Raw genomic sequence first — 23,049 nt, 5'->3', positions numbered from 1 at the left:
GAGCCTCAGTCCTTCCACACCATTGCGGTGGCACCCTTGATCTCGATCACCCGGACCCGCTCGCCCTTCGAGAAGCGCTGGGTGGCGTCGTAGGGGCGGGCCCGCCACAGCTCGCCCTCGATCTTGATCATGCCGCTGTCGTTGTCGACGTCCTCGAGCACAAGCGCCATCGAGCCCTCGATGGCCTCGACGCCCATCTGGGTGTCGCGTTCGTCGCGTTGCATGTAGCGGCGCAGCGTCGGGCGCACCGCCACGAACGACAGGGCGCTGACCACGGCGAAGACGATGGCCTGGACCGGCGCTCCGGCGCCGAGGGCGGCGGCTCCGGCGGCGGCGAACGCGCCGATCGCGAACATCAGCAGCACGAACGTGGTCGTGAAGATCTCCGCCGCGATGAGGGCGGCGCCGATGATCAACCAGACGATCAGCCAGACATCCACGCTTCGATCGTGTCACGCCGATGCACGTCTTGCCGCCTCTGATCACCGGCTGTTGCGGAATCCTTGCGCAAGGGACCGCGACCGGAGCTCGCGGTGCACAGTTGGGCAGGTCGGAATGCTGTGACGAAGGAAGTAGGCGAACCCCGTGCCCCTCCTGCCCGAAACCGTCTCCCGCATCGGCGAGCTGGTCGCCCGCGCCCACGCCGGCGCCCGGGTGCCGACCCTGGTCGCGGGCGTGGTCCGCGACGGCGAGGCCGCGCACGTGGCGTCGGCCGGGCCGTACCAGGCCGGGATGCAGTTCCGCATCGGGTCCGTCACGAAGACCATGACCGCCGCGTTGGTACTCGCACTGCGTGACGAGGGCCGTCTGGCGCTCGACGACCTGCTGTACCGCCACCTGCCAGGCACGCCGGTCGGCGCGGTGACGCTGCGCCAGCTGCTCGGTCACGCCGGCGGGGTGCAGCGGGAGCCGGACGGGGACTGGTGGGAGCGCAACGGCGGCACCGACGTGGAGACGTTCCTGGCCACGCTCACCGCCGACAAGGTCGCCTACCCGCCGCTGCACGGGTTCCACTACTCCAACCTGGCGTACGGGCTGCTGGGCGCCGTGGTGAGCCGCCTGGCGGGCGAGGAGTGGCGGGTGCTGGCCCACAAGCGGCTGCTGCGCCCGCTGGGCCTGGAGCGGACCACGTACGACCCGGCGGAGCCGTTCGCCCGCGGGTACGTGATGCATCCCTGGCTGGACGAGATGCGGGAGGAGCCGCGGCTGGACGCGGGCGCGATGGCCCCGGCCGGGCAGCTGTGGTCGACCGTCGGGGACCTGTCGCGGTGGGCCGCGTTCCTGGCCGACCCGGACCCGGCGGTGCTCGCCCCGGCGACGGTCGGGGAGATGTGCGCCCCGGTGGTGATGAGCGACCTCGACGGGTGGCGCGAGGCCTACGGGCTGGGGCTGCAGCTGTGGCGGCGCGGCGAGCGGGTGTTCGTGGGCCACACCGGGTCGATGCCCGGCTACGTCTGCGTCATCGCCGTGCACCGCCCCACCCGCACCGCGGTCGTGACCTGCGCCAACGCCTACACCGTGCAGTACCCCGGCGGATTGGGCGGCTTCGCCCTGGACCTCATCGAGGCCGTCCTCGACCGCGAGCCGGCCCGCCCCGCACCCTGGCGGCCGGGCCCGCCGCCCCCGCCGGACGTGGCGCCGCTGACCGGGCGCTGGTGGTGGATGGGGCGCGAGTTCGAGGCCGGCTGGGCCGGGGACGCCCTCGTCGTCACCCCGCTGACCACCGGGGAGGCGCCGTGGCGCTTCGAGCCCGACGGGCCGGCGCCGGACCGGTGGCGCGGCCGTTCGGGTGACAACGACGGGGAGATCCTGCAGGTGCGCCGCTCGGCGGCGGGCGAGGTGACCGCCCTGGACATCGCGACCGCGGTGTTCACCCGGGAACCGTGGGGGTGAGGTCGGGCTCGTCGGGCTCGGTGACGAAGTCGATCAGGCGCTCCATCGAGTTGATCAGCGGCGTCTCCACGTCGCGGAAGCTCGACACCGAGGCCAGGATGCGCCGCCACAGCTCGGCCGGCTCGGCGACGCCGAGGGCCGCGCAGACCCCCTCCTTCCAGGGCCGGCCCGGCGGCACGACCGGCCAGGCCCGGATGCCGACCGCGGCGGGTTTCACGGCCTGCCACACGTCGACGAACGGGTGGCCGGTCACCAGGACGTACGGCGACTGGACCGACGCCACGATCCGGCTCTCCTTCGAACCGGGCACCAGGTGGTCGACGAGCACGCCGAGCCGCGCCACCGGGCCGGGGCCGAATTCGGCGATGGCGGCCGCCAGCTCGTCGATGCCGTCCAGCGGCTCCACCACCACGCCCTCGACGCGCAGGTCGTCGCCCCAGATCCGCTCCACCAGGGCGGCGTCGTGGACGCCCTCGACCCAGATCCGGCTGCGGCGGGCCACCCGGGCGGCGTGCCCGGCCACCGCGATCGACCCCGACGCGGTCGTTCTCCGCTGGGGTACCCGCACCGGCGCCGGGCGGACCAGGGTCACCGGCACGCCGTCGAGCAGGAACGCGGCCGGTTCGAGCGGGAAGTTGCGCCGCCGGCCGTGCCGGTCCTCGAGCACCACGGCGCCGAACTCGAACCCGACCACGGCCCCGCAGAATCCCGAGCCGGCGTCCTCCACGACCAGGTCGGGCTCGGCCTCGACCACGGGTACGCTGCGCCGGCGCCGCCAGTCGTTGTTCGCCAGGACGTCCATGTCCGGGAAGCGTATCGGCTGACGGCCCGTCCGCCTGCGAGACATACCGGCACGTCAGCACGTACCCTTGCTCCCATGTCCCCCGCAGCACGCGCGGCGACCCTCCAGGCGCGCCGCTCGGCGCGTTTCGTGGCATGGGTCCGGGCGTGGCGCGCCGGCCTGGTGCCGTGCGACGACGCCGCCGCCGAGATCTCCGGCGACGAGGAGCACATGGTCTCCGACGTCCCCGGCACGTGGACCGACGTGTCGCTCGCCGACGCCCTGCCGTCGCTGTCGAAGCTGCACCCGGACGAGGTGCGGCTGGTGCTGCCGGCCCCCGGCGACCCGCGCGGCCTGCCCGGCCCGGGCCCGTTCACCGGCGCCGCCCTGCTCGCCGGCGAGGGGGTGATCGCCGGCCGCCTGGGGTTCGTGCCGGAGCTGCGGCTGCACACGTCCGGCTCGGGCGACGAGTTCTCCACCGTCCGCTGGCAGGTGTTCGCGCTGCCGGAGGAGCGGCCGCACGGCCACGAGCCGGGCACCGCCGAGGCCGAGGCCGAGCTGTCCGCGGAGCTGGCCACTGCCACGCGTACCCTCGCCAAACTCGACATCGCCCAATGGCGGCCCGAGCTCGCGGGTGCCATCGAGGCCATCCGCAAGCCCGACGGGGCCACGGATCTGCCGCCGGGCTACGACCCCAGGGCCCGCCGCCTGTATGCCCGGGCCAGCATCCTGGACCGGGTCCTGGCGCTGGCCGAGCACGCCGCCCCGGGCGGGGCGATCAACGGCTACGAGGTGCAGCAGCGCGACGCGGCGCTGCGCCCGCTGACCACGGCCTGCCGCCGGGCCCTGGTGGCGGCCTGCAACGCTCCGCTGCTGTAGGCCGCCGACGGGGTGGCGGGGTCAGATCTCGTCGATCAGGTGGGCGACCGACGGGATGATCCGGGACGGGCGGTAGGGGTAGCGCTCGACGTCCGCCGTCGAGCTGATGCCGGTGAGGACCAGGATCGTCTCCAGGCCCGCCTCGAGGCCGCACAGGACGTCGGTGTCCATCCGGTCGCCGATCATGGCCGTGGTCTCGGAGTGCGCGTCGATGCTGTTGAGGGCCGAGCGCATCATCATCGGGTTCGGTTTGCCGATGAAGTACGGCTCTATCCCGGTCGCCTTCGAGATGAGCGCGGCCACGGCGCCGCAGGCGGGCAGGGCGCCCTCGTTCGACGGGCCGGTCACGTCGGGGTTGGTGCAGATGAACCGGGCGCCGTTGTTGATGAGGCGGATGGCGGTGGTGATCGCCTCGAAGCTGTAGGTGCGGGTCTCGCCGAGCACGACGTAGTCGGGCTCGGTGTCGGTGAGGATGTACCCCACCTCGTGCAGGGCGGTGGTCAGGCCGGCCTCGCCGATGACGTAGGCCATGCCGCCCGGCCGCTGGGTGTCCAGGAACTGGGCGGTGGCCAGCGCCGAGGTCCAGATCGCCGTCTCGGGCACGTCGAAGCCGATGCGCCGGAGCCGGGCCTGCAGGTCGCGGGCGGTGTAGATGGAGTTGTTGGTCAGGATCAGAAACGGTTTGCCGGACGAGCGCAGCCGGTTGACGAACTCCGGTGCGCCGGGCACGGGCTCGCCCTCGTGCACGAGGACCCCGTCCATGTCGGTGAGCCAGGACTCGATGGGCTTGCGTTCTCTCACGCGGGACATACTCCCTCAGCTACATTTCGGGCCTATGCGCGTTTCGGTGACGCGCAGCAGTCGTCCGGGCAGAAATCCCAGGTGGGGACCGTTCCGAGCGCGTGACGCACATTACTGTGAGCAAGGACGCGCTCGTCGACCAGCTGCCGGATCATGTCCACGAACCGCGGGTCGGTGCCCGGCGTGTCCGCCCGGGCGAAGGCGAGGCCGAGCCGGGCGGCGGTGGCCCGGGCCTCCTCGTCGAGGTCCCACAGCACCTCGAGATGGTCGGAGATGAACCCGATCGGGCTCACCACCACCTCGGTCGCGCCCTCCTTCGCCAGGGCCTCCAGGTGGTCGTTGACGTCGGGCTCCAGCCACGGCATCTGCGGCGGGCCGGAGCGGCTCTGCCAGACCAGGTCCCACTCGAGCTCCGGGGCGGCCTCGGCGGCGACGAGCGCGGCGGTCTCGCGCAGCTGGGCCAGGTAGCGGCCGGTGCCGCCGGGGCCGCTGGCCGCGTTCATCGACACCGGGATCGAGTGGGCGGTGAACACCAGGCGGGCCGCCATCCGCGACGGCAGGGCGGCCAGCGCGGCGCGGACGGCGTCGGCGTGCGGTGCGATGTACCCGGGATGGTCGTGGTAGTGGCGGATCTTGTCGATGACCGGCGCGTCGGCCACGCCGGCCCGCGCGACGGCGATGTCGTCCAGATACTGCCGGCAGGAGGAGTACGACCCGAACGGGCTGGTCACGAACGCCAGGGCACGCTGGACGCCGTCGTCGCGCATGCGCCGCACGGTGTCGGCGAGCATCGGGTGCCAGTTGCGGTTGCCCCAGTAGATCGGCAGATCGAGGTGCGGGCGGAGCGCCTCGATCAGGGCGCGGCACTGGGCGTTGATCGGGGAGACGCCGCCGAAGTGCCGGTAGTGCTCGGCGACGGTCTCCAGGCGCTCGCGCGGGATGCCCCGGCCGCGGGTGACGTTCTCCAGGAAGGGCAGGACGTCGTCCTGCCCCTCCGGGCCGCCGAAGGAAAGCAGGAGGAACGCGTCATATGCCACGCTCCTCATTCTGCTCCTGGGTACCGCGGGTGAATCAGGCGGAGCCGACCGCGTGATATCCGCCGTCGACGTGCACGATCTCGCCCGTCGTCGCCGGGAACCAGTCGGACATCAGCGCGCAGCAGGCCTTGGCCGCGGCCGCCTGGTCGTGCAGGTCCCAGCCGAGCGGGGCGGCCTTGGACCACGAGTCCTCGAACACCTCGAAGCCCGGGATCGACTTGGCCGCCATGGTGCGCAGCGGCCCGGCCGCGACGAGGTTCACCCGGACGCCGCGCGGGCCGAGCTCGCGGGCCAGATAGCGGGAGGTCGACTCCAGGCCCGCCTTGGCCACACCCATCCAGTCGTACACCGGCCAGGCCTTGGAGGCGTCGAAGTCCAGGCCCACCACGGAGCTGCCGGGGCCGAGCAGCGGCAGGCACGCGACGGCGAGGGACTTGAACGAGAACGTGGACACGTGCACGGCGGTGGCCACGTCCTCCCACGGCGCGGCCAGGAAGTCGCCGCCGAGGCAGCTGGCCGGGGCGAACGCGATCGAGTGCAGCACCCCGTCGAGCCCGTCGACGTGCTCGCGCACCTTGTCCGCGAGCCCGTCGAGGTGCTCGGCGTTGGTCACGTCGAGCTCGATCACCGGCGCCTCCTGCGGCAGCCGCCTGGCGATCCGCTCGACCAGCGACAGCCGGCCGAAGCCGGTGAGCACGACCTTGGCGCCCTGCTCCTGGGCGAGCTTCGCGGCGGAGAAGGCGATCGACTGGTCGGTGATGATCCCGGTGATCAGCAACCGCTTGCCTTCGAGAAGTCCGGCCATATTCTTCCCAGTACTCCCTACCTGATGATGTGTCCGGGGGCTACGACTGCAGTTGGCCTCAGTGGCCCATGCCCATGCCGCCGTCGACGGGAATGACGGCGCCCGTGATGTACGCGGCGGCGTCGCTGGCCAGGAACGTCACCACGTCGGCGACCTCCTCCGGCCTCGCCATCCGGCCCAGCGGGATGTTCTTCTTGTACTCCGCCTGCGTCGCCTCCGGCAGCACCGCCGTCATGTCGGTCTCGATGAACCCCGGCGCGACCACGTTGGCCGTGATGTTGCGGCTGGCCATCTCCCGGGTGATCGAGCGGGCCATGCCGACCAGCCCGGCCTTGCTCGCGGCGTAGTTCACCTGCCCCGGGCTGCCGTACAGCCCGACGACGGAGGAAATGAAGATGATCCGGCCCCAGCGGGCCCGCAGCATCTTGCCCGCGGCCCGCTTGGCGCAGCGGAACGAGCCGGTGAGATTGGTGTCGATCACCCCGGTGAACTGCTCCTCGCTCATCCGCAGCAGCAGGGTGTCCTGCGTGATGCCGGCGTTGGCGACGAGCACCTCGACCGGGCCGAGCGCCTTCTCGACCTCGGTGAACGCGGCATCGACGGCGGAACTGTCGGTGATGTCACACTGCACGCCGAAGAGCCCGTCGGGCGCGCCGGAACCGCGGTGCGTCACCGCCACCCGGTCGCCCTGCTTGGCGAACGCCTGCGCGATCGCCAGTCCGATGCCCCGGTTACCCCCGGTGACCAGTACGGTCCTCGCCACGGTGCCGCCTTTCGCGCTCATGGTGGTGCTGCCGAGAATTGCTGTACGGAGACTAGGCGTTACCGAATGGTAGGCCCCAGTGCACCGGGCGGCCGATGCCGGGGCTCGGCGGGGCGCAGTACTATGAGGCGGTTTGGATGTCCGGCCGTCGCAACGGCCGGGCCCGTTTCGCTGCCCGTCCGGCACGGCAGCCGCTCCCAGGAGGTGATCGCTGTGCGAAGTAGCGATCCCTCCAGTCGTGGCCGGTAACAGTACTTCTACCGCCCACGGCTTTCGCGCGTGTCTGTTCTCTTTTCCTCGCTGAGACAACACCCGTTGGGAGCACGTCATGAGCCGCTTCGTCGCGCCCGTTGGCTTTTTCCTGGCCGCGGTCTGGGTCGCCACCCTGTTCTTCCTCGTCGGCGCCCACTGACACCGCCGTGCCAGCCCCGCCGCCCCCGGGCGGCCCCCACACCGCCCCGGCCCCGCCGCCGCGGCCCCGCCGCCGCGGCGCTACCGCACGCCCACACTCCCCGACGCCACTCCCCCACCCGGCCCGACACCCGCCGCCGCGCCACCACCACCCAGCCCGCGCGACGCCCGCCGCCGCGCCACGCAGCCGCCGCGGCGACTGACGCCGTGCGGCCACCACTCAGCCAGCGCGACGCCCGACGCCGCACCCTGACGCCTAGCCGGCGCAGCGGCCGACGCCGCGTCGCTGCCGCTCAGCCAGCGCTACACCCGGCGCCGCGCCGCCACTTCCCAGCCAGCGCGACGCCCGACGCCGCACCCCTGACGCCTAGCCGGCGCAGCGACTGACGGCGCGCCGCTGCCGCTCAGCCGGCGCGACGCCCGACGCCGTGCCACTGCCACGCAGCCGGCGCGGCAACCGACGCCGTGCCGTTGAGCCCAGCCGCAACTCCTCCTGCGCGCCCAGCCGCGCGGCGCGTGCCGCCCGCCCGCTGTCCGAAAAGTCGGGCGCTCCGCGCCACGACTTTTCGGATATATACCCTGACAGGGCATATATCCGATTCCGTGACCATAACGCTCCGCGATCATGCACGCCACCACGCCGACACCCCCGGTTTTTCATGATCGTGGAGACATCCGGTACACGGGAGTACGTTTTGTCTCCGTGATCATGAAAAACGAGTGGTGCACGCGGCCGGTCGGCATGATCGCGGAGACATAAGGCGGCATACGGCGGCCTCGGGGCGACTGGCCAGCTGTCCCACCGGTCTCGGTGCGCCATCGCCGGGGTCTCGCCGCAGGCCCGCGCCGCCGAGTGCGTAGAAGCGTCACGGGATGACGAAAAATCGTGATATGTCCGATAAGTCGTGGCGCGGAGCGCCCGACTTATCGTGACTCTTGGCGCCGCGGGTCTGGCGGGGCCGGCCGTTCGGGTCTGGCGGGGCCGGGGCCGTTCGTTCGGGGCAGGCGGGCGCCGGACCGGGCCGACTGGGCTGGACTGGGCTGGGCTGGGCTGGACTGGGCTGGGCTGGGCTGGACTGGGCTGGGCTGGACTGGGCTGGACTGGGCTGGACTGGGCTGGACTGGGCTGGACTGGACTGGACTGGACTGGCTCGGTTGGGTTTCGCGGGAACCGAGCCAGACCAGGTGCTGACAAGGGCGACGGTCGTCAGTTGCGCGGATCGCGGGTCGAACTCAGGGCAGGCGGGAGCCCCACAGCAGGCTCAGCGCGCCCGCGCACAGGGCCAGCAGGAAGCCGAAGCCCAGGTACCACTGGGTGATCTCGCGGGGCTTGGTGCGGTAGCCGATCGAGCTGCCCATGTCCGAGTAGACCCGCTTGAGCTCGTCCTTGCTGGCGGCCTCGTAGAAGTAGCCCTTGGTGACCTCGGCCACCTTCTGCAGGGACGGGCGGTCGACCGGCACCCGCTGCGGCGAGTTGCCGATGCGTACCACGCCCTCGTCGGTGCCGAAGGCGATCGTCGAGACCGGCACGTTGGCGGCCGAGGCGGCGGCGGAGGCATCCTCCAGCGAGCGGCCCGCGGTGCGGAAGCCGTCGGAGAGCAGCACGATGCGGGCCGGGGGCGGGCCCGCGGCGCCGTCGGCGGGCACGGTGCGGATCGCGTCGAGGCTGGTGAAGACCGCCTCGCCGGTCGCCGTCGACTCCTGCAGGGTCAGGCCGTTGATGGCCTGCATGATCGAGTTGCGCTCTTTCGTCGGTGATACCAGCACGCTGGCGGTCTTGGCGAAGGAGACCAGGCCCACGTTGAAGCTCGCCGGGAGTTCCCTGACGAAGTCCATGGCGGCCGACTTGGCCGCGTCGATGCGGGTCGGCGCCACGTCGGTGGCCTGCATCGACAGGGAGACGTCGATGGCCAGCATGATCGTGGCCCGCTCCAGCGGCTCCTTCGTGTCGACCGACGGGCGGGTGAGGCCGAAGGCGAGGATGACCAGGCTGAGCAGGAACGCGGCGGCGCCGACGTGCCGGCGCGCGCCGATGCCCTTGGGCACCAGGCTGCTGAGCAGGTCGACGTTGGTGAAGCGCACGGCGAACGCCCGGCGGTGCAACTGGCGCCACACGTAGACGCCGATGACGGCGAAGACGGGGATCAGCGACAGCAGCCACCACGGGGAGAGCAGTCGGATCATCGGGTCGTACCTCGAGTTCGGGCGTGTCGCTGGGCCGCGACGAACCGGACGATGTCCAGCAGCCAGTCGGAGTCGGTGCGCAGCCGCAGGTGTGCCGCGTTGGCGCCGCGCAGAGCCGAGGCTATCTCGGCGCGCTGGGCGGCCGCCGCGTGGGCATAGCGGTGGCGCAGCTTCGGGTCGGCGGTCTGCACCTCGTGCATCCGGCCGGTTTCCGGGTCCACGAGCGCGATCACGCCGACGTTGGGCAGCTCCAGCTCGCGGGGGTCGACGACCTCGACCGCGAGCAGGTCGTGGCGCACGCCGAGTTTGCGCAGCGGGCGCGCCCACTGCTCGGACGGCGTCATGAAGTCGGAGATCACCACCGCCAGGCCGCGCCGGCGGGGCGGGCGGTTGAGCATGTCGATGAGCTCGCCCAGGTCGGCCCGGCCGGGCCGGCCGCGGGTGAGCGCGATGGTGCGCAGCAGGCCCTGCGCGTCCTTGCGGCCGGGGCGCGCGGGCAGGCGGGTGCTCGCGTCCGCGGTACCGACGACGGCCCCGATGCGATTGCCACCGCGGACGGTGAGATGCGCCACGGCGGCCGAGGCGGCGATCGCCAGGTCGCGCTTGAGGTAGCGGGCCGTGCCGAAGTCCAGGCTGGCGCTCAGATCGACGGCCAGCCAGGTCTCCAGCTCCCGGTCGGCGACGGTCTGACGGACGTGGGGCAGCGTCGTGCGGGCGGTGACCGGCCAGTCCATCCGGCGCACGTCATCGCCCGGGCGGTACTCCCGGGACTCGCCCGCCTCCGTGCCCGGCCCGGGCAGCAGGCCCAGATAGTCGCCCTGCAGCAGGCCGTCGAGCTTGCGCGTGACGAGCAGCTGCATGCGGTTGAGGACGACCTCGGCGCGCGCGTCGTCCAGGCCCGTACCGCCCTGGATCTTCACCGCCCCGGCCAGGTGGTGATGGTGGTGGTCGCCTGCGGCTGGCCGGGCGGCGGCGCGGTGGTGGCCTGCTGGCGGGGCGCGACCGTGGGCGGCGGCACCGCGGCCAGGACCCGGCGCACGATGTCGTCGGCCGGGATGTCGTCGGCGAGGGCGTCGTAGGACAGCACCAGCCGGTGGCGCAGGATGTCGGGCGCGATGTCCTGCACGTCCTGCGGCAGCGCGTAGTCCCGGCCGCGCAGCAGCGACAGGGCGCGGGAGGCGCGCACGATGCCCAGCGAGGCGCGGGGGCTGGCACCGTACTGGATCAGGTGCGCGATGTCGCTCAGGCCGTGCTCGGCGGGCGCGCGGGTGGCGACCACCAGCCGCACCGCGTAGTCGACGAGCGCGTTGTGCACGAACACGTCGTCGGCCTTGTCCTGCAGCGCCATGAGCTCCTGGGTGGTGAGCACCGCGGCCGGCTCCGGGGTCTTCACGCTGACCCGGTAGACGATCTCGCGCTCCTCGGCGTCGGTCGGGTACCCCACCTGGATCTTCATCAGGAAGCGGTCGCGCTGCGCCTCGGGCAGCGGGTAGACGCCCTCCTGCTCGATCGGGTTCTGCGTGGCCATGACCAGGAACGGGCGCGGCACCTCGTAGGTCTCGCCGCCGATGGACACCTGCTGCTCGGCCATGACCTCCAGCAGCGCCGACTGCACCTTCGCCGGGGCGCGGTTGATCTCGTCGGCGAGCAGGAAGTTGACGAACACCGGGCCGAGCTCGACGTCGAACTTCTCGCTGGACTGCCGGTAGATGCGGGTGCCGACGATGTCGGCGGGCACCAGGTCGGGGGTGAACTGGATGCGGGAGAAGGTGCCGCCGACGACCCGGGCCAGGGTCTCCACGGCGAGGGTCTTGGCGACGCCCGGCACGCCCTCCAGCAGCACGTGGCCGCGGCAGAGCAGCGACACGAACATCCGCTCGATCATGCGGTCCTGCCCGACGATGACCCGCTTGACCTCGAAGAGGGCCCGTTCGAGCACGGTCGCGTCCTGAGCTGGGGTCGAAACAGGGTTGCTCGAGACAGGGTTGCTCGGCTGGGTCACCGGTCCTCCACGCGTATGTCCGATTGTGCCAATCTAGCGTCGCACGAGGCGGCGAACGACCGCGATCCGACGCTGCTGAGAGCCTACTGGGAGTTGTCAGCCCGCTCACTTCATCCGATATATCGGATATGTGGCTATCGATTCTGGGGATTTCCGCATCGGAACGCCGACACGACTGGACATCACCCGTACCGGAGCGGGTACGATTCACCCCGTCGCCGGGCGGCTTCCCCCGTGGCCGCCCGGCGCTCACATACTTTCCAGGTGGACGAGCTGATCTGTTCCGCCAAGGGATGCCGCGAGCCCGCCGTCTGGCGGCTGCTGTGGAACAACCCGAAGCTGCACACGCCCGAGCGGCGCAAGACGTGGCTGGCCTGCGACGAGCACCGGGAGTCGTTGTCGTCGTTCCTGAGCGTGCGCGGATTCCTGCGCGAGACCGCGCCGATCGATGATCGGGATAGGCTCGAGGAGTGAACACTCCGGTCGCACCCGACCCGCTGCGCCCGTGGCCGGACACGGTGGCCTGGCGGCCGATCTCACCGCGGTACTTCCTGGTCAGGCTGGCCGCGCTGGGAGTCTCGGTGCTCGTGCTCACCGTCGCGTGCCTGGTCACCGGGCTGCTGTGGTCGGCCTGGTTCCTGCTCGGCGCCGCCGCCGTGCTCGTCGCCGGCGCGCTGCGGGCCGTGTTCCTGCGCCGCTCCATCCGCGCCTGGGGCTACGCCGAGCGGGCCGAGGACCTGCTGGTCCGCCACGGGCTGCTGATCCGGCGGCTGTCCATCGTGCCGTATGCCAGGATGCAGTTCGTCGACGTGACCGCCGGCCCCATCGAGCGCGCCGCCGGCCTCGCCACCGTCACCCTGCACACCGCGGCCGCGGCGAGCGACGCCATCGTCCCCGGCCTGGAGGCCGCCGAGGCGACCCGGTTACGGGACCGGCTCGCCGCCCTCGGCGAGATCCGCGAAGAGGGCCTGTGACCGAACCGCTGAGCCTGCCCCGGCAGCGGCTGCATCCGCTGACGCCGCTGGTGCGCGGTGCGAAGCTGGTCGCCCTGGCCGCCGTCGCCGTCTCCTGGCGGGGCCTGTCCGACCTCGGGCTGGAGCGCTGGCTGCTGTCCATGGCCGCGATCCTGGTGGCTGCCGTGCTGGTGTCGGCGGTCGTGTGGGCCGTGACCGGCTACGAGGTCGTCGGCCGGGAGCTGCGCGTCCACGAGGGGCTGCTGTCGCGCCGGGTGCGCACCATCCCGCTGGAGCGGGTCCAGGCCATCGACATCGTCCGCCCGGCCGTCGCCCGCGTGTTCGGCCTCGCCGAGCTGCGGCTCGAGGTGATCGGGGGCGGCAAGGCGGAGGCGCCGCTGGCGTATCTCACCGTCGCCGGCGCCACCGAGCTGCGCGCCTCGCTGCTGGGGGTGGCCACCGGCGCCGCGCCCGGCGGGCCCGCCGCCGAGCGGCCGCTGTTCGCCGTGGACAACTCCCGGCTGCTCGCCGCCCAGCTGCTCACCCCGCAGCTCGCCGCCGTCCCGGTCGGCCTCGCGTTCGTGGTCTGGCCGGCCACCGTCCACCCCGACTGGACCCTCATCGGCGCGGCCAGCACCATCACCGCGTTCCTCGGCGTGTTCCAGGTGCCCGTCCGCCGGGTGCTGGACGAGTGGGACTTCCACATCGCCGACGACGCCGCCGCGCTGCGCCTGCGCCAGGGCCTGCTGAACAAGCGCAGCCAGTCGGTGCCGCCGCGGCGGGTCCAGGGCGTCAAGCTCACCTGGCCGCTGCTGTGGCGGGCCGCCGGCTGGGCCCGGGCCCGCATGGACGTGGCCGGATACGGCCGCGACGGCGAGGAACAGCTGCGGGCCGGCACGCTCGTGCCCGTCGACACCGCGGCCCGCACCGCTCAGGTTGCCGCGACGGTACTCGGCGCCGCCGTCGACCCGCGCCCCGCCCCGCCCCCGATCGACGCCGCCGCCCTGCCGGTCACCGGCCCGCCCGCCCGCGCCCGGTGGCTCGCCCCCTTCGCCTGGAACCGCATCGGCGTGGCCGTCACCGACGACGTGGTCGCGGTGCGCGAGGGGGTGCTGACCCGGGAGCTGATGGCGGTGCCGCTGGCCCGGGTGCAGAGCGTCCGGGTCACCCAGGGCCCCTTCGAGCGGCTGCTCTCCCTGGCCACCGTCACCGTCGACACCGCGGGCGGCATGCGGGCCTCGGCCCGGCTGCGCGACGCCGCCGACGCCTACCACCTCGCCGACGTCCTCGCCGCCCGCTCCCGCACCGCCCGGCGCACCTTCTCCGCCCGCCTGCCCCGCCGCCCCGCACCCACTGCCCCGCTCGCGCCACCCGCGCTGCCGGAGCCCGCGCTGCCGGAGCCCGCGCTGCCGGAGCCCGCGCTGCCGGAGCCCGCGGCCGCCCCGCCGGATCAGCCGGCCTGACCCGGGGCCCGAGCGGGCCGCCAGAAAGGCGGAACCCGCGGCCGCCCCGCCGGATCAGCCGGCCTGAGCCGGGGCCCGAGCGGGCCGCGCGGAAGGCGGAGCCCGCGGCCGCCCCGCCGGATCAGCCGGCCTGAGCCGGGGCCCGAGCGGGCCGCGCGGAAGGCGGAGCCCGCGGCCGGTCCGCCCGATCGGCCGGCCTGAACCGCCGGGCCCGATCGGGCCGCCCGAAAGGCGGACGGAAATTATAGGGTGGAAGGCATGCAGCCGAGCGAGCGTCCCACGGTCGATGCGGCATCCTGGGTCGGGGCCCTCACCCGCGTCGAGCTCACGGTCACCGATGCCGACACCGCGCAGGCCCTCGGCTCGGGCGACGTGCCGGTGCTGGCCACGCCGCGCGTGCTGGCCCTGGCGGAGGCGGCGACGGTCGGGGCGACGGCGAGCCGGCTGCCGCCCGGCTTCACGACCGTCGGCACCCGGGCCGAGCTGGAACACCGCGCCGCCACCCCGATCGGCGGCCGGGTGGTCGTCGAGGCCCGGCTGGCCAAGGCCGACGGGCGCCGCCTGACGTTCGAGATCGCCGTCCGCGACGGCAAGCAGGTCGTCGCCGAGGGCCGGGTCGAGCGGGTGATCGTCGAGCGCGCCCGGTTCCTGGCCAAGGCGATGGATCATGGGCAGGAGGCGTCATGACCGCGCCGCGCGAGATCACCGCCCGCGACGGCCGGGCAGCCAGCGCGGCCGAGGGCCGGGCCGGACGGGCCCGGTTCCCGGCCATGGAGGATCCACGGGAGGAGTCATGACCGTGCTGCGCGAGATCGCCGCGGGCGTGCACGTGCTGCGCCACCCGGTGCTCGACGTCACCGCCACCCTGGTCGTCGGCGGAGCGGCGGCGCTCGTCGTCGACACCCTCTCCACCGCGAGCCAGGCCCAGGATCTCCTGGCCGCGGTCCGCCGTGTGACCCCGCTCCCCCTCATCGTGGTCAACACCCACCACCACTTCGACCACACCTTCGGCAACATGATCTTCGCCGCCGACGGCGCCCCGATCTGGGGCCACGAGGAAGCGGCCGCCCTCATCGGCCCGGCGCTGCGCGACCGCGCCGTCCTGGAGCACCCCGACCTCGCCGCCGACCTGGCCTGCCTCACCCCGACCCCGCCGACCAACCTGGTGCGCACCGTCGCCGACACCGACCTCGGCGACCGGCCCGTCCAGCTGCGCCACTTCGGCCGCGGCCACTCGGTCGGCGACCTGGTCGTGCTGGTGCCCGACGCGGCCGTCGCCATCGCCGGGGACCTGGTCGAGCAGAGCGGGCCGCCGCAGTTCGACGACGCGTATCCGCTGGAGTGGCCGGACACCGTCGCCGCCCTGCTGGCCGCGCTGCCCCCGGACGCCCAGATCGTTCCCGGCCACGGCGCCGTGGTCGACCGCCGCTTCGTCGTCGCCCAGCACGAACAGCTCGCCGCCCTGGCCTGGCTGATCCGCGCCGGCGACCAGGACGGCGCCCCGCCCGACCGGGTGGCCGCGAAGTCCCCGTTCCCGCAGGAACACTCCCTCTGCGCCGTCAAGCGCGGCTACGTGCAGCTCAACCAGCCTTAGCCCACGCCCCGCGCCGCCCCACAAGCGAATCGCGGCGCGGCTTCGTGCGGGCGCCGCCGGACGCGTGGCGCCTGGCGCGGACGCGAGGCGGGTGGTGCGAGCCGCAACGCCCGGGACGCGTGGCGCGCGGCGGGTAGCGCCGACGCGAGGCGTGTGGCACGAGGCGCGGACGCCCGGCACGAGGCGCGGACGCCCGGCGCGAGGCGCGGACGCGCGGGCGGCGCCGGGTCGGGTCAGGCCGGGACGGCGCTCACGTCGCGGTCGAAGTTGCGGTGCAGGGCCAGGGCCGCCAGCAGCGACTGCGGGAACCGCGCACTGAACTCGTCGTCCGCGATCAGGGCCGGGTCGGCCTCGGCCGTCGTCAGCGGGATCTGGGCCCGCTGCAGCACGCCCAGGCCGGTACCGAACGCGCCGACCGGCTTGCCGTGCTTGTAGGCCTCCGCCGCGAAGTGCACCGCGGCGCCGTCCACCGACAGGTCGGCCGTCGCCGCCGGGATCACCACCGCGTCGTACAGTACCGACGCCGTGGTCAGGATTGCCCGGCTCACCTCCATCGGCAGGCCGTCCGAGGTGGTGATCGCGCCGTCGACGGCGGCCAGGAGCTCCACGGTCGCGCCCGCGCCGGTCAGGGCGTCGCGGAGTTCGCCCAGCACGCGGGCGTCGGCGCCGTCGGCGACGAGCAGGGCGACCTTGCGGGTGCGGGGGGACGCCGCGGCGCCGTCGCGCACAGCCTGGGACAGGGCCGGGGAACGGCGGCCGTGGTTGTCCCGGGACTTGACCGGCTCCTCCACGCCGATGCCCTGCGCCACGGCGACGGCCAGGTCGTGGTCGATGCGGTTCAGGTGCTCGACCAGGCGGACCCGGATCGGCATCTCGGTGACCTTGCCGAGCTCGAAGCGGTACGCCGCGATGATGTGCTCCTGCTCCCACGCCGACATGCTGTTCCAGAACAGCGTGGCCTGGCCGTAGTGGTCGGCGAACGTCTCGCTGCGCTTGCGCTCCTTCGGGCCGTCGATGCTTTCCGGGTACGACGTGAAGCCCGGCCCGACCTGGTAAGGCCCACCGAGGGAGTTCGGGTGGTAGTTGCCGCGGCCGGCCGGCACCGTCGCCTGGTGCAGGCCGTCCTGCTGGTGGTTGTGCACCGCGGCGAGCGGGCGGTTGATCGGCAGCTGCGCGAAGTTGGGGCCGCCGAGGCGGGTGAGCTGGGTGTCCAGGTAGGAGAAGAGGCGGGCCTGCAGCAGCGGGTCGTCGGTGAAGTCGATGCCGGGCACGATGTTGCCCACGCAGAACGCGACCTGCTCGGTCTCGGCGAAGAAGTTGTCCGGGTTGCGGTCCAGCGTGAGCCGGCCGACCGGGGTCACCGGTACCACTTCTTCGGGAATGATCTTCGTGGGGTCGAGGATGTCCAGGTCCTCGAACTCGAACGCGCGCTCCTCCGGGATCAGCTGGAGGCCCAGCTCCCAGGACGGGCGCTCGCCCGCCGCGATCGTCTCCCACAGGTCGCGGCGGTTGAAGTCGGGGTCGCGGCCGGAGATCAGCTGGGCCTCGTCGAAGACCAGCGAGTGGGTACCGAGCGTCGGCGTCCAGTGGAACTTCACGAACGTGCTCCGGCCGTGGCCGTTGACCAGCCGGAACGTGTGCACGCCGAAGCCCTGCATCATCCGGTAGCTGCGCGGCAGGGCCCGGTCCGACATGAGCCACATGACGTGGTGCATGGTCTCCGGCTGCAGCGTGACGAAGTCCCAGAACGAGTCGTGCGCCGACGCCGCTTGCGGCATCTCGTGCTGCGGCTCCGGCTTGAGCGCGTGCACCAGGTCGGGGAACTTGATGCCGTCCTGGATGAAGAAGACCGGCATGTTGTTGCCGACCAGGTCGAAGTTGCCCTCGCGGGTGTAGAACTTCACGGCGAAGCCGCGCACGTCCCGCGGCGTGTCGGTGGAGCCGCGCGAGCCCTGCACGGTCGAGAAGCGCACGAACACGGGCGTGTGCGCGTCCGGATCGGTCAGGAAGTCCGCCGTCGTGAATTCGTCCAGCGGTTCGTACACCTGGAAATACCCGTGCGCCCCGGCCCCGCGGGCGTGCACCACCCGCTCCGGGATGCGCTCGTGGTCGAAGCGCATGAGCTTCTCGCGCAGGTGGAAGTCCTCGAGCAGGGTCGGCCCGCGCGCGCCGGCCCGCAGCGAGTTGTCGGTGTCCCCCACCGGGATGCCCTGATCGGTGGTCAGCGCCCCCTCGCTGAACGGGCGCCTGCTCGCGGCGATCTGCCGGTCCTTCGCGGTCATCCCCGTTGGCTACCACGTCCGCGCCGTTTTACACCTTTTGTCCGAGGCGTTCGCCGCATCGGCGCCGCTCCCGCGCCAGGGTGAGAGACGCCGCTCCCGCGCCAGGGTGAGATCAGAGCGTGACGACCGTGCCGGTGAGCCGGGCCCGCTCCGCCGCCCACACCACGCGGTGCCCGGCCAGGCTCTCGGTGACGTCGGAGCGCAGCAGCGCCGGGTCGCCGGTCGCCACCGCCGCCACGAACGCCTCGACCAGGCCCTGGTCGCCGTCGGCGTGGCCCGCGTCCATGCCGGCGGCGACGGCGAGCGTCGTGTCGGCGCCGGTGCGGAAGTCGACCACGCGCAGCCGGGCGCCGTCGCCGTCGATGTAGCCGTGGGTACCGAAAAGCCGGGTCTTGCGCTGCTCGGCCGGGGTGAAGGCGGTCATCGTCAGCGACACCGAGGCGCCGCCGGCCAGCTCCATCGCGACCACCTGGTGGTCGACGACGTCGTTGTCGCAGTCGTAGACGCAGCGGCCGTAGGGCCCGGTGCGCAGCGCCTCGCGCACCGCCGCCTCGGACGGCTCGGCGGTCACCACCGACAGCGGCCACGGCACCGGCTCGCCGGGCGTCATCCGGGCCAGCGCGCCCAGGTAGAGCCGGGGCGCGGAGTAGGCGCAGCCGGGCTCGAGCGCACAGTCCAGGCAGCGCTCGGCGGCGCCGGCGGGGCGCTGCTCCGCCCGGAAATGCGCCAGGCCGCCGAACGAGCTGACCCGGTGGACCGTCTTCCCGCTGAGGTACAGCAGCCAGTCGACGTCGTGGCAGGCCTTCGACAGCAGCATCGGCGAGGACGTCGCCGAGTCGCGCCAGTTGCCGCGGACGAACGAGTGCGCCTGGTGCCACCAGCCGACCGGCTCCAGGTGCTGGATGCTGACCAGCGTGCCGATCCGGCCGGTGTCGAGCAGCTCTTTGAGCATCGCGGTGTATGGGGTGTACCGCAAAACATGACAAACGGCCGCCATGACGCCGGAGCGCAGCACGGCCTCGGCGATGCGGGTCGCCTCGGCGTCGGCCGGCGCCATCGGTTTCTCGAGCAAGAGGTGATACCCCTGGCCGGCCAGCAGCACCGCCGGGCCGACGTGGTCGGTGTCCTGGGTCGCCACCACGGCGCCGTCGGCGAGCCGGTCGCGGTCGCGCAGCCGCTCCCAGCCGTCGAAGGTGAGCTCGTCGGGGATGTCGAACTCGCGGGCGAAGGCCAGCCGCCGGGCCGGGTCGGGCTCGGCCACCGCCACCACCTTGGCCCGACCGCCGCGCACGGCGTGCCGGGCGTAGGTCAGGCCGCGCTGCCCGGCCCCGGCCACCAGGAGCCGCACGGTCGCGTCGCTCATTCCGCGATCACCACCTCGGTGCCGGCCCGGCGGATCGCCTCGACCTGCTCGGCGTCGGCGCTGGCGTCGGTCACCAGGGTGGCCACGCCGGTGATCGCGCAGATGCCGGCCAGGCAGTTGCGGCCCACCTTGGACCCGTCGGCGACCACCATCACCCGGTCGGCCCGGCGGATCATCGCCGCGTTGGTGTGCGCCTCGATCTCGTCGTGCGTGGTCAGGCCGCCGCGGGCGCTGATCCCGTCGACGCCGACCACGGCCAGCTCCATGTTGAGGCCGGAGAGCGCCTGGTCCGCGATGGGGCCGACCAGCTCGTACGACTGCGTCCGGGAGACACCGCCGGTCATGATCAGCTTGAGCCGCGGGCGCAACGCCAGCTCGGAGGCGATGTTGAGGGCATTCGTCACCACCGTGAGGTCGACCCGGTCGGCGAGCAGCCGGGCCAGGATGAGCGTGGTCGTGCCGCCGGTGAGGCCGAGCGTCAGCGGGCCGCGCGGCAGCAGTGCCGCGGCCCGCTGGGCGACGAGGGCCTTCTCCTCGCGGCGCTGGCTCACCCGGTAGCGCACCGGCAGCTCATAGGCCACGTCGACGGCGACCGCGCCGCCGTGGGTGCGCGAGAGCAGCCGCTGCTCCTCCAGCACCTGCAGGTCGCGGCGGATCGTGGCGGTCGAGACGTCGAACTCCTCGGCGAGGACGCCCGCGTCGACGGAGCCGAGCCGGGACACGCGGTCGAGGATGGCCGACATGCGATCGGCCCGGCGCAGCGAACTCTGTGGCAATCCCGGCTCCGGCTTCAGGCTCAATGATCAAACGCGCAACGATGATAGTTCGTTTGCGCGCGAAACGTCAAAGAACCTTGTGCGGTTCTGCGTTCGCTGCCGACAATCCGAAGCATGACTGTGATCACGTTCCTCGGCGCGGGCAGCGTGGTGTTCACCCGCGAACTGCTCGCCGACCTGCTCTCCTTCGACGAGCTGCGCGGCGTGACCCTCGTCCTGCACGACATCGACCCGGAGCGGCTGGAGACCGCCGAGGCGATCGCCCGCCGTACCGCCGAACAACTCGGCGCCACCCCGAAGATCGTGGCGAGCCTCGACCGGCGGGCCGCGCTGGACGGCGCCACCTACGTCATCAACGCCATCCAGGTCGGCATGTACGCCGCGACCGTGCGCGACTTCAACGTCCCCGCAGCGTACGGCCTGCGCCAGACCATCGGCGACACGGTCGGCATCGGCGGCATCTTCCGCGCGCTGCGCACCTTCCCGGTGCTGGCCGGGATCGCCGCCGACATGCGCGAGCTGTGCCCGGACGCCTGGCTGCTCAACTACACCAACCCGATGGCGATGAACGTCGCCTACCTGGCCGCGATCGCGCCCGACCTCAAGGTGGCCGGCCTGTGCCACTCGGTCTTCTGGACCGTGCACGACCTGTGCAAGCTCGTCGGGGTGCCACTGGACGAGGTCGACTACAGCGCGGCGGGCGTCAACCACCAGGCGTGGCTGCTGCGCTGGGAGCACCGCGGCGAGAGCCTGTACCCGCGCCTCGACGCGCGCATCGCCGAGGACCCCGAACTGCGCCGCCGGGTACGCATGGACATGTACCGCCGCCTCGGCTACTTCCCGACCGAGACCAGCGAGCACTCCTCGGAGTACGTACCGTGGTACCTCCACCACGACAGCGAGGTCGAGCGGCTACGCATCCCGGTCGGCGACTACCTACGCATCAGCGAGGGCAACCTGGCCGAGTACGCCGCCACTCGAACCGCGGTCCTGGCCGGCGAGCCGCTCGACCTGCACCGCGAGGCCACCGAGTACGCGCCGCAGGTCATCCACAGCATCGAGACCGGCACCCTGCGCCGCATCCACGCCAACGTGGCCAACCGGGGCCTGATCGCCAACCTGCCGGAGGGTTTCGCGGTGGAGGTACCGTGCGTGGTCGACCGCCTGGGCCTGCGCCCCGAGCGCGTGGGGTCGCTGCCGCCGCAGTGCGCGGCGGTCAACCGGGGCTTCGTGAGCGTCGGCGAGCTCACCGTCCGCGCGATGCTCGACGGCGACCCGCGGCTGGTTCGCCAGGCCGCGATGGTCGACCCGAACGCCGCGGCCACCCTCACGCTCGACCAGATCTGGTCCCTGTGCGACGCCCTGACCGAGGCCCACGGCGACCTCCTCCCCGACCCGCTGCGCGCACCAGCCCTCCTCTAGCCGCGACCGCGACCAGAAGTCTCCGCGATCATGCGGGTGCCGCCTCGGAACGGCCGGTTTGTCATGATCACGGAGACTTTCGGTACCTATGAGTACATCGTCGCTCCGTGATCATGAAAACTCGTGGTGCGCGCCGCCGGTTCGGCATGATCGCGGAGACTTTTCGCCGCCCAGGGTGGCGGTGGCCGGCAACGCGACCCCGGCACCGCCACCCGACACCTGACATCGCCACCGCCAAGGCACCGGCACCTGGCACCGCCACCCCGGCCCCGGCACCCCGACCCAGGGCACCCCGACCCCGACCCCAGCACCCGACATCCCGACCTGGGCACCGCCACCTGGGCACCGCCACCTGGGCACCGCCACCTGGGCACCGCCACCTGGGCACCGCCACCTGGGCACCGCCACCTGGGCACCGCCACCCGGCACCCGCCAGCGCCAGCACCCGCCAGCACCACCGGCCCCGGCCCCGGCCCCGGCACTGGCACTGGCACTGGCACTGGCAAGCAACTGGCCAAGGACGCCGCGCGTGGCGCCGTCGCGCCGTTCGGCGCCGTTTCACCCGACAAATCGCCCGTCAGGCGATAAGTCGGATAAATCCGGGCACGGAGTGCCTGGATTTATCCGGGGGCGGCAAACGCGCAATGTTGAATGTCCAGTTGCGCAGCGAAGCTTGTGTCAAGTGCGCGAATGCACATAGCGTTCGCGCATGAACGACACTGCGCTCGAAATCGCCAGCCAGCCGGACATGTGGAGCCGCGGGCTCGCGCTGGCCGACGAGGCCCGGGCCGCGCTCGGGGCGTCCGGGGAACGGATGCTCCTGCTGGGCTGCGGCACCTCCTGGTTCGTCGCCCAGAGCCTGGCCGAGCTCAGGGAGGCGGCCGGCCTCGGCGAGACCGACGCCGTGTGCGCCTCGGAGTTCGTCCCGCGCCGCCGCTACGACCGGGTCGTCGCCATCACCCGGTCGGGCACGTCCACCGAGGTCCTCGACGCGCTGCGCCGGCTGCCCGCCGGCGTGCACCGGGTGGCGGTCACCGCCGTGGCCGGTGAGCCGGTCGACGACCTGGTCGACACCCGGATTCTGCTCGACTTCGCCGACGAGCGCAGCGTCGTGCAGACGCGCTTCCCCACCACCGTGCTGGCGATGGCCCGCGCCGGGTTCGGCGAGGACCTCGGCCACCTCGTCGCCGACGGCGTCGACGCGCTCGCCGCCGCCCTGCCGGCCGACCCGGCCGCGATCGAGCACCTGGTGTTCCTGGGCACCGGCTGGACCATCGGGCTGGCGCACGAGGCGGCGCTCAAGGTGCGCGAGGCCGCGCAGTTCTGGTCGGAGTCGTACCCGGCGATGGACTACCGGCACGGCCCGGTCGCCGTCGCCGGGCCGCGCAGCCTGGTCTGGTCGTTCGGCGCCGTGCCGGACGCCCTCGACGAGGCCGCGCAGCAGGCCGGGGCGTTGCCGTACCGGGACGGCCGCGACCCTCTCGCCCAGTTGCTGCTCGCCCAGCGGTTCGCGGTCGCCCTCGCCGAGCACCGCGGCCTCGACCCGGACCACCCCCGCCTGCTCACCCGGTCCGTCGTCACCGCCTGAACCTCGCGCAATTCCCCGCCGCCCGAACCCAAAGGCCCCTCGGCAACCCCCA

At 72.8% G+C, this 23,049-nt stretch carries 21 protein-coding genes; 9 read left to right on the top strand and 12 right to left on the bottom strand.

Translation table 11 applies throughout. The features are described from left to right. Positions 1-5 precede the first annotated feature (5 nt). Positions 6-440 carry an NfeD family protein gene (locus ACQPXD_RS09900; RefSeq protein ID WP_432836979.1) on the bottom strand — a complete coding sequence of 145 codons (435 nt, stop codon included), beginning with the start codon at positions 438-440 and terminating at the stop codon, positions 6-8. 145 nt (positions 441-585) lie between these two features. On the opposite strand from ACQPXD_RS09900, the gene ACQPXD_RS09895 reads away from it, so the two are divergent. After that, positions 586-1,893, top strand: a complete 1,308-nt coding sequence (locus ACQPXD_RS09895) for a serine hydrolase domain-containing protein (protein ID WP_432836977.1) — start codon at positions 586-588, stop codon at positions 1,891-1,893. Here the strand turns inward: ACQPXD_RS09895 and ACQPXD_RS09890 are convergent. Beyond that, positions 1,871-2,695 carry a DUF3097 domain-containing protein gene (locus tag ACQPXD_RS09890; protein ID WP_432836975.1) on the bottom strand — a complete coding sequence of 275 codons (825 nt, stop codon included), beginning with the start codon at positions 2,693-2,695 and terminating at the stop codon, positions 1,871-1,873. The genes ACQPXD_RS09895 and ACQPXD_RS09890 overlap by 23 nt on opposite strands. Positions 2,696-2,770: 75 nt before the next feature. Between ACQPXD_RS09890 and ACQPXD_RS09885 the strand changes: the two genes are divergently transcribed. Further along, positions 2,771-3,553: a hypothetical protein gene (locus ACQPXD_RS09885; RefSeq protein WP_432836973.1), complete on the top strand. Its 783-nt coding sequence runs from the start codon at positions 2,771-2,773 to the stop codon at positions 3,551-3,553. 21 nt (positions 3,554-3,574) lie between these two features. On the opposite strand, the gene ACQPXD_RS09880 is transcribed toward ACQPXD_RS09885, so the two are convergent. From ACQPXD_RS09880 to ACQPXD_RS09850, 7 genes are all read right to left on the bottom strand, one after another. After that, a complete protein-coding gene (locus tag ACQPXD_RS09880; RefSeq protein WP_432836971.1) occupies positions 3,575-4,354 on the bottom strand; it encodes an HAD-IIA family hydrolase in 780 nt (259 codons plus the stop codon). A 32-nt stretch (positions 4,355-4,386) separates the two neighbouring features. Next, positions 4,387-5,391, bottom strand: a complete 1,005-nt coding sequence (locus ACQPXD_RS09875; RefSeq protein WP_432836969.1) for a ferrochelatase — start codon at positions 5,389-5,391, stop codon at positions 4,387-4,389. A 34-nt stretch (positions 5,392-5,425) separates the two neighbouring features. Further along, on the bottom strand, positions 5,426-6,196 hold the full coding sequence (gene fabI, locus ACQPXD_RS09870; RefSeq protein ID WP_432836967.1) for an enoyl-ACP reductase FabI: 771 nt from the start codon (positions 6,194-6,196) through the stop codon (positions 5,426-5,428). Between the two features lie 58 nt (positions 6,197-6,254). After that, entirely contained in the window at positions 6,255-6,959 is a 705-nt protein-coding gene (gene fabG / locus ACQPXD_RS09865; protein WP_432836965.1) for a 3-oxoacyl-[acyl-carrier-protein] reductase, read from the bottom strand. A gap of 1,644 nt (positions 6,960-8,603) precedes the next feature. Beyond that, entirely contained in the window at positions 8,604-9,554 is a 951-nt protein-coding gene (locus tag ACQPXD_RS09860; protein ID WP_432836963.1) for a VWA domain-containing protein, read from the bottom strand. After that, positions 9,551-10,414 carry a DUF58 domain-containing protein gene (locus ACQPXD_RS09855; RefSeq protein ID WP_432843757.1) on the bottom strand — a complete coding sequence of 288 codons (864 nt, stop codon included), beginning with the start codon at positions 10,412-10,414 and terminating at the stop codon, positions 9,551-9,553. Before ACQPXD_RS09855 ends, ACQPXD_RS09860 begins: the two co-directional genes overlap by 4 nt. Positions 10,415-10,470: 56 nt before the next feature. Then, on the bottom strand, positions 10,471-11,556 hold the full coding sequence (locus ACQPXD_RS09850; RefSeq protein WP_432836961.1) for an AAA family ATPase: 1,086 nt from the start codon (positions 11,554-11,556) through the stop codon (positions 10,471-10,473). 264 nt (positions 11,557-11,820) lie between these two features. Here ACQPXD_RS09850 and ACQPXD_RS09845 point away from each other — a divergent pair, with 264 nt between their 5' ends. The 5 genes from ACQPXD_RS09845 to ACQPXD_RS09825 all read left to right on the top strand — a co-directional run bounded on the left by ACQPXD_RS09845 (position 11,821) and on the right by ACQPXD_RS09825 (position 15,566). Continuing rightward, complete coding sequence (locus ACQPXD_RS09845) at positions 11,821-12,030, top strand: acetone carboxylase (protein ID WP_432836959.1); 210 nt, start codon at positions 11,821-11,823, stop codon at positions 12,028-12,030. After that, positions 12,027-12,530, top strand: coding sequence for a PH domain-containing protein (locus tag ACQPXD_RS09840; RefSeq protein ID WP_432836957.1), 504 nt, complete (start codon positions 12,027-12,029; stop codon positions 12,528-12,530). Before ACQPXD_RS09845 ends, ACQPXD_RS09840 begins: the two co-directional genes overlap by 4 nt. Next, positions 12,527-13,972: a PH domain-containing protein gene (locus tag ACQPXD_RS09835; RefSeq protein ID WP_432836955.1), complete on the top strand. Its 1,446-nt coding sequence runs from the start codon at positions 12,527-12,529 to the stop codon at positions 13,970-13,972. The genes ACQPXD_RS09840 and ACQPXD_RS09835 overlap by 4 nt, the downstream gene beginning before the upstream one ends. Before the next feature lie 258 nt (positions 13,973-14,230). After that, positions 14,231-14,659, top strand: coding sequence for a thioesterase family protein (locus ACQPXD_RS09830; RefSeq protein WP_432836953.1), 429 nt, complete (start codon positions 14,231-14,233; stop codon positions 14,657-14,659). A 106-nt stretch (positions 14,660-14,765) separates the two neighbouring features. After that, positions 14,766-15,566, top strand: coding sequence for an MBL fold metallo-hydrolase (locus ACQPXD_RS09825; RefSeq protein ID WP_432836951.1), 801 nt, complete (start codon positions 14,766-14,768; stop codon positions 15,564-15,566). Between the two features lie 233 nt (positions 15,567-15,799). Here ACQPXD_RS09825 and ACQPXD_RS09820 read toward each other — a convergent pair whose 3' ends face one another. The 3 genes from ACQPXD_RS09820 to ACQPXD_RS09810 all read right to left on the bottom strand — a co-directional run bounded on the left by ACQPXD_RS09820 (position 15,800) and on the right by ACQPXD_RS09810 (position 19,987). Continuing rightward, complete coding sequence (locus ACQPXD_RS09820; protein WP_432836949.1) at positions 15,800-17,848, bottom strand: catalase; 2,049 nt, start codon at positions 17,846-17,848, stop codon at positions 15,800-15,802. Positions 17,849-17,960: 112 nt separating this feature from the next. Further along, entirely contained in the window at positions 17,961-19,211 is a 1,251-nt protein-coding gene (locus ACQPXD_RS09815) for a Gfo/Idh/MocA family protein (protein WP_432836947.1), read from the bottom strand. After that, a complete protein-coding gene (locus ACQPXD_RS09810) occupies positions 19,208-19,987 on the bottom strand; it encodes a DeoR/GlpR family DNA-binding transcription regulator (protein WP_432836945.1) in 780 nt (259 codons plus the stop codon). The genes ACQPXD_RS09815 and ACQPXD_RS09810 overlap by 4 nt, the downstream gene beginning before the upstream one ends. Before the next feature lie 114 nt (positions 19,988-20,101). On the opposite strand from ACQPXD_RS09810, the gene ACQPXD_RS09805 reads away from it, so the two are divergent. Together ACQPXD_RS09805 and ACQPXD_RS09800 are read left to right on the top strand one after the other, a co-directional pair. Next, positions 20,102-21,409: an alpha-glucosidase/alpha-galactosidase gene (locus tag ACQPXD_RS09805; RefSeq protein WP_432836943.1), complete on the top strand. Its 1,308-nt coding sequence runs from the start codon at positions 20,102-20,104 to the stop codon at positions 21,407-21,409. Positions 21,410-22,118: 709 nt separating this feature from the next. Continuing rightward, positions 22,119-22,997 (top strand): SIS domain-containing protein, encoded by an 879-nt coding sequence (locus tag ACQPXD_RS09800; protein WP_432836941.1) that lies wholly within the window; start codon positions 22,119-22,121, stop codon positions 22,995-22,997. The last annotated feature ends 52 nt before the right edge of the window (positions 22,998-23,049 follow it).

The organism is Dactylosporangium sp. CA-092794 (assembly GCF_050948465.1).
Classification (GTDB): domain Bacteria; phylum Actinomycetota; class Actinomycetes; order Mycobacteriales; family Micromonosporaceae; genus Dactylosporangium.
Note: the sequence above shows the minus strand (reverse complement) of the source record. Positions and strands in the feature narration are given on the sequence as shown.

Coding starts and splice junctions, on each gene's coding strand:
- ACQPXD_RS09885 (WP_432836973.1), top strand. CDS start 2,771: ATGTCCCCCGCAGCACGCGCGGCGACCCTCCAGGCGCGCCGCTCGGCG.
- ACQPXD_RS09860 (WP_432836963.1), bottom strand. CDS start 9,554: ATGATCCGACTGCTCTCCCCGTGGTGGCTGCTGTCGCTGATCCCCGTC.
- ACQPXD_RS09825 (WP_432836951.1), top strand. CDS start 14,766: ATGACCGTGCTGCGCGAGATCGCCGCGGGCGTGCACGTGCTGCGCCAC.
- ACQPXD_RS09820 (WP_432836949.1), bottom strand. CDS start 17,848: ATGACCGCGAAGGACCGGCAGATCGCCGCGAGCAGGCGCCCGTTCAGC.
- ACQPXD_RS09805 (WP_432836943.1), top strand. CDS start 20,102: ATGACTGTGATCACGTTCCTCGGCGCGGGCAGCGTGGTGTTCACCCGC.
- ACQPXD_RS09855 (WP_432843757.1), bottom strand. CDS start 10,414: ATGCAGCTGCTCGTCACGCGCAAGCTCGACGGCCTGCTGCAGGGCGAC.
- ACQPXD_RS09800 (WP_432836941.1), top strand. CDS start 22,119: ATGAACGACACTGCGCTCGAAATCGCCAGCCAGCCGGACATGTGGAGC.
- ACQPXD_RS09890 (WP_432836975.1), bottom strand. CDS start 2,695: ATGGACGTCCTGGCGAACAACGACTGGCGGCGCCGGCGCAGCGTACCC.
- ACQPXD_RS09815 (WP_432836947.1), bottom strand. CDS start 19,211: ATGAGCGACGCGACCGTGCGGCTCCTGGTGGCCGGGGCCGGGCAGCGC.
- fabI (WP_432836967.1), bottom strand. CDS start 6,196: ATGGCCGGACTTCTCGAAGGCAAGCGGTTGCTGATCACCGGGATCATC.
- ACQPXD_RS09830 (WP_432836953.1), top strand. CDS start 14,231: ATGCAGCCGAGCGAGCGTCCCACGGTCGATGCGGCATCCTGGGTCGGG.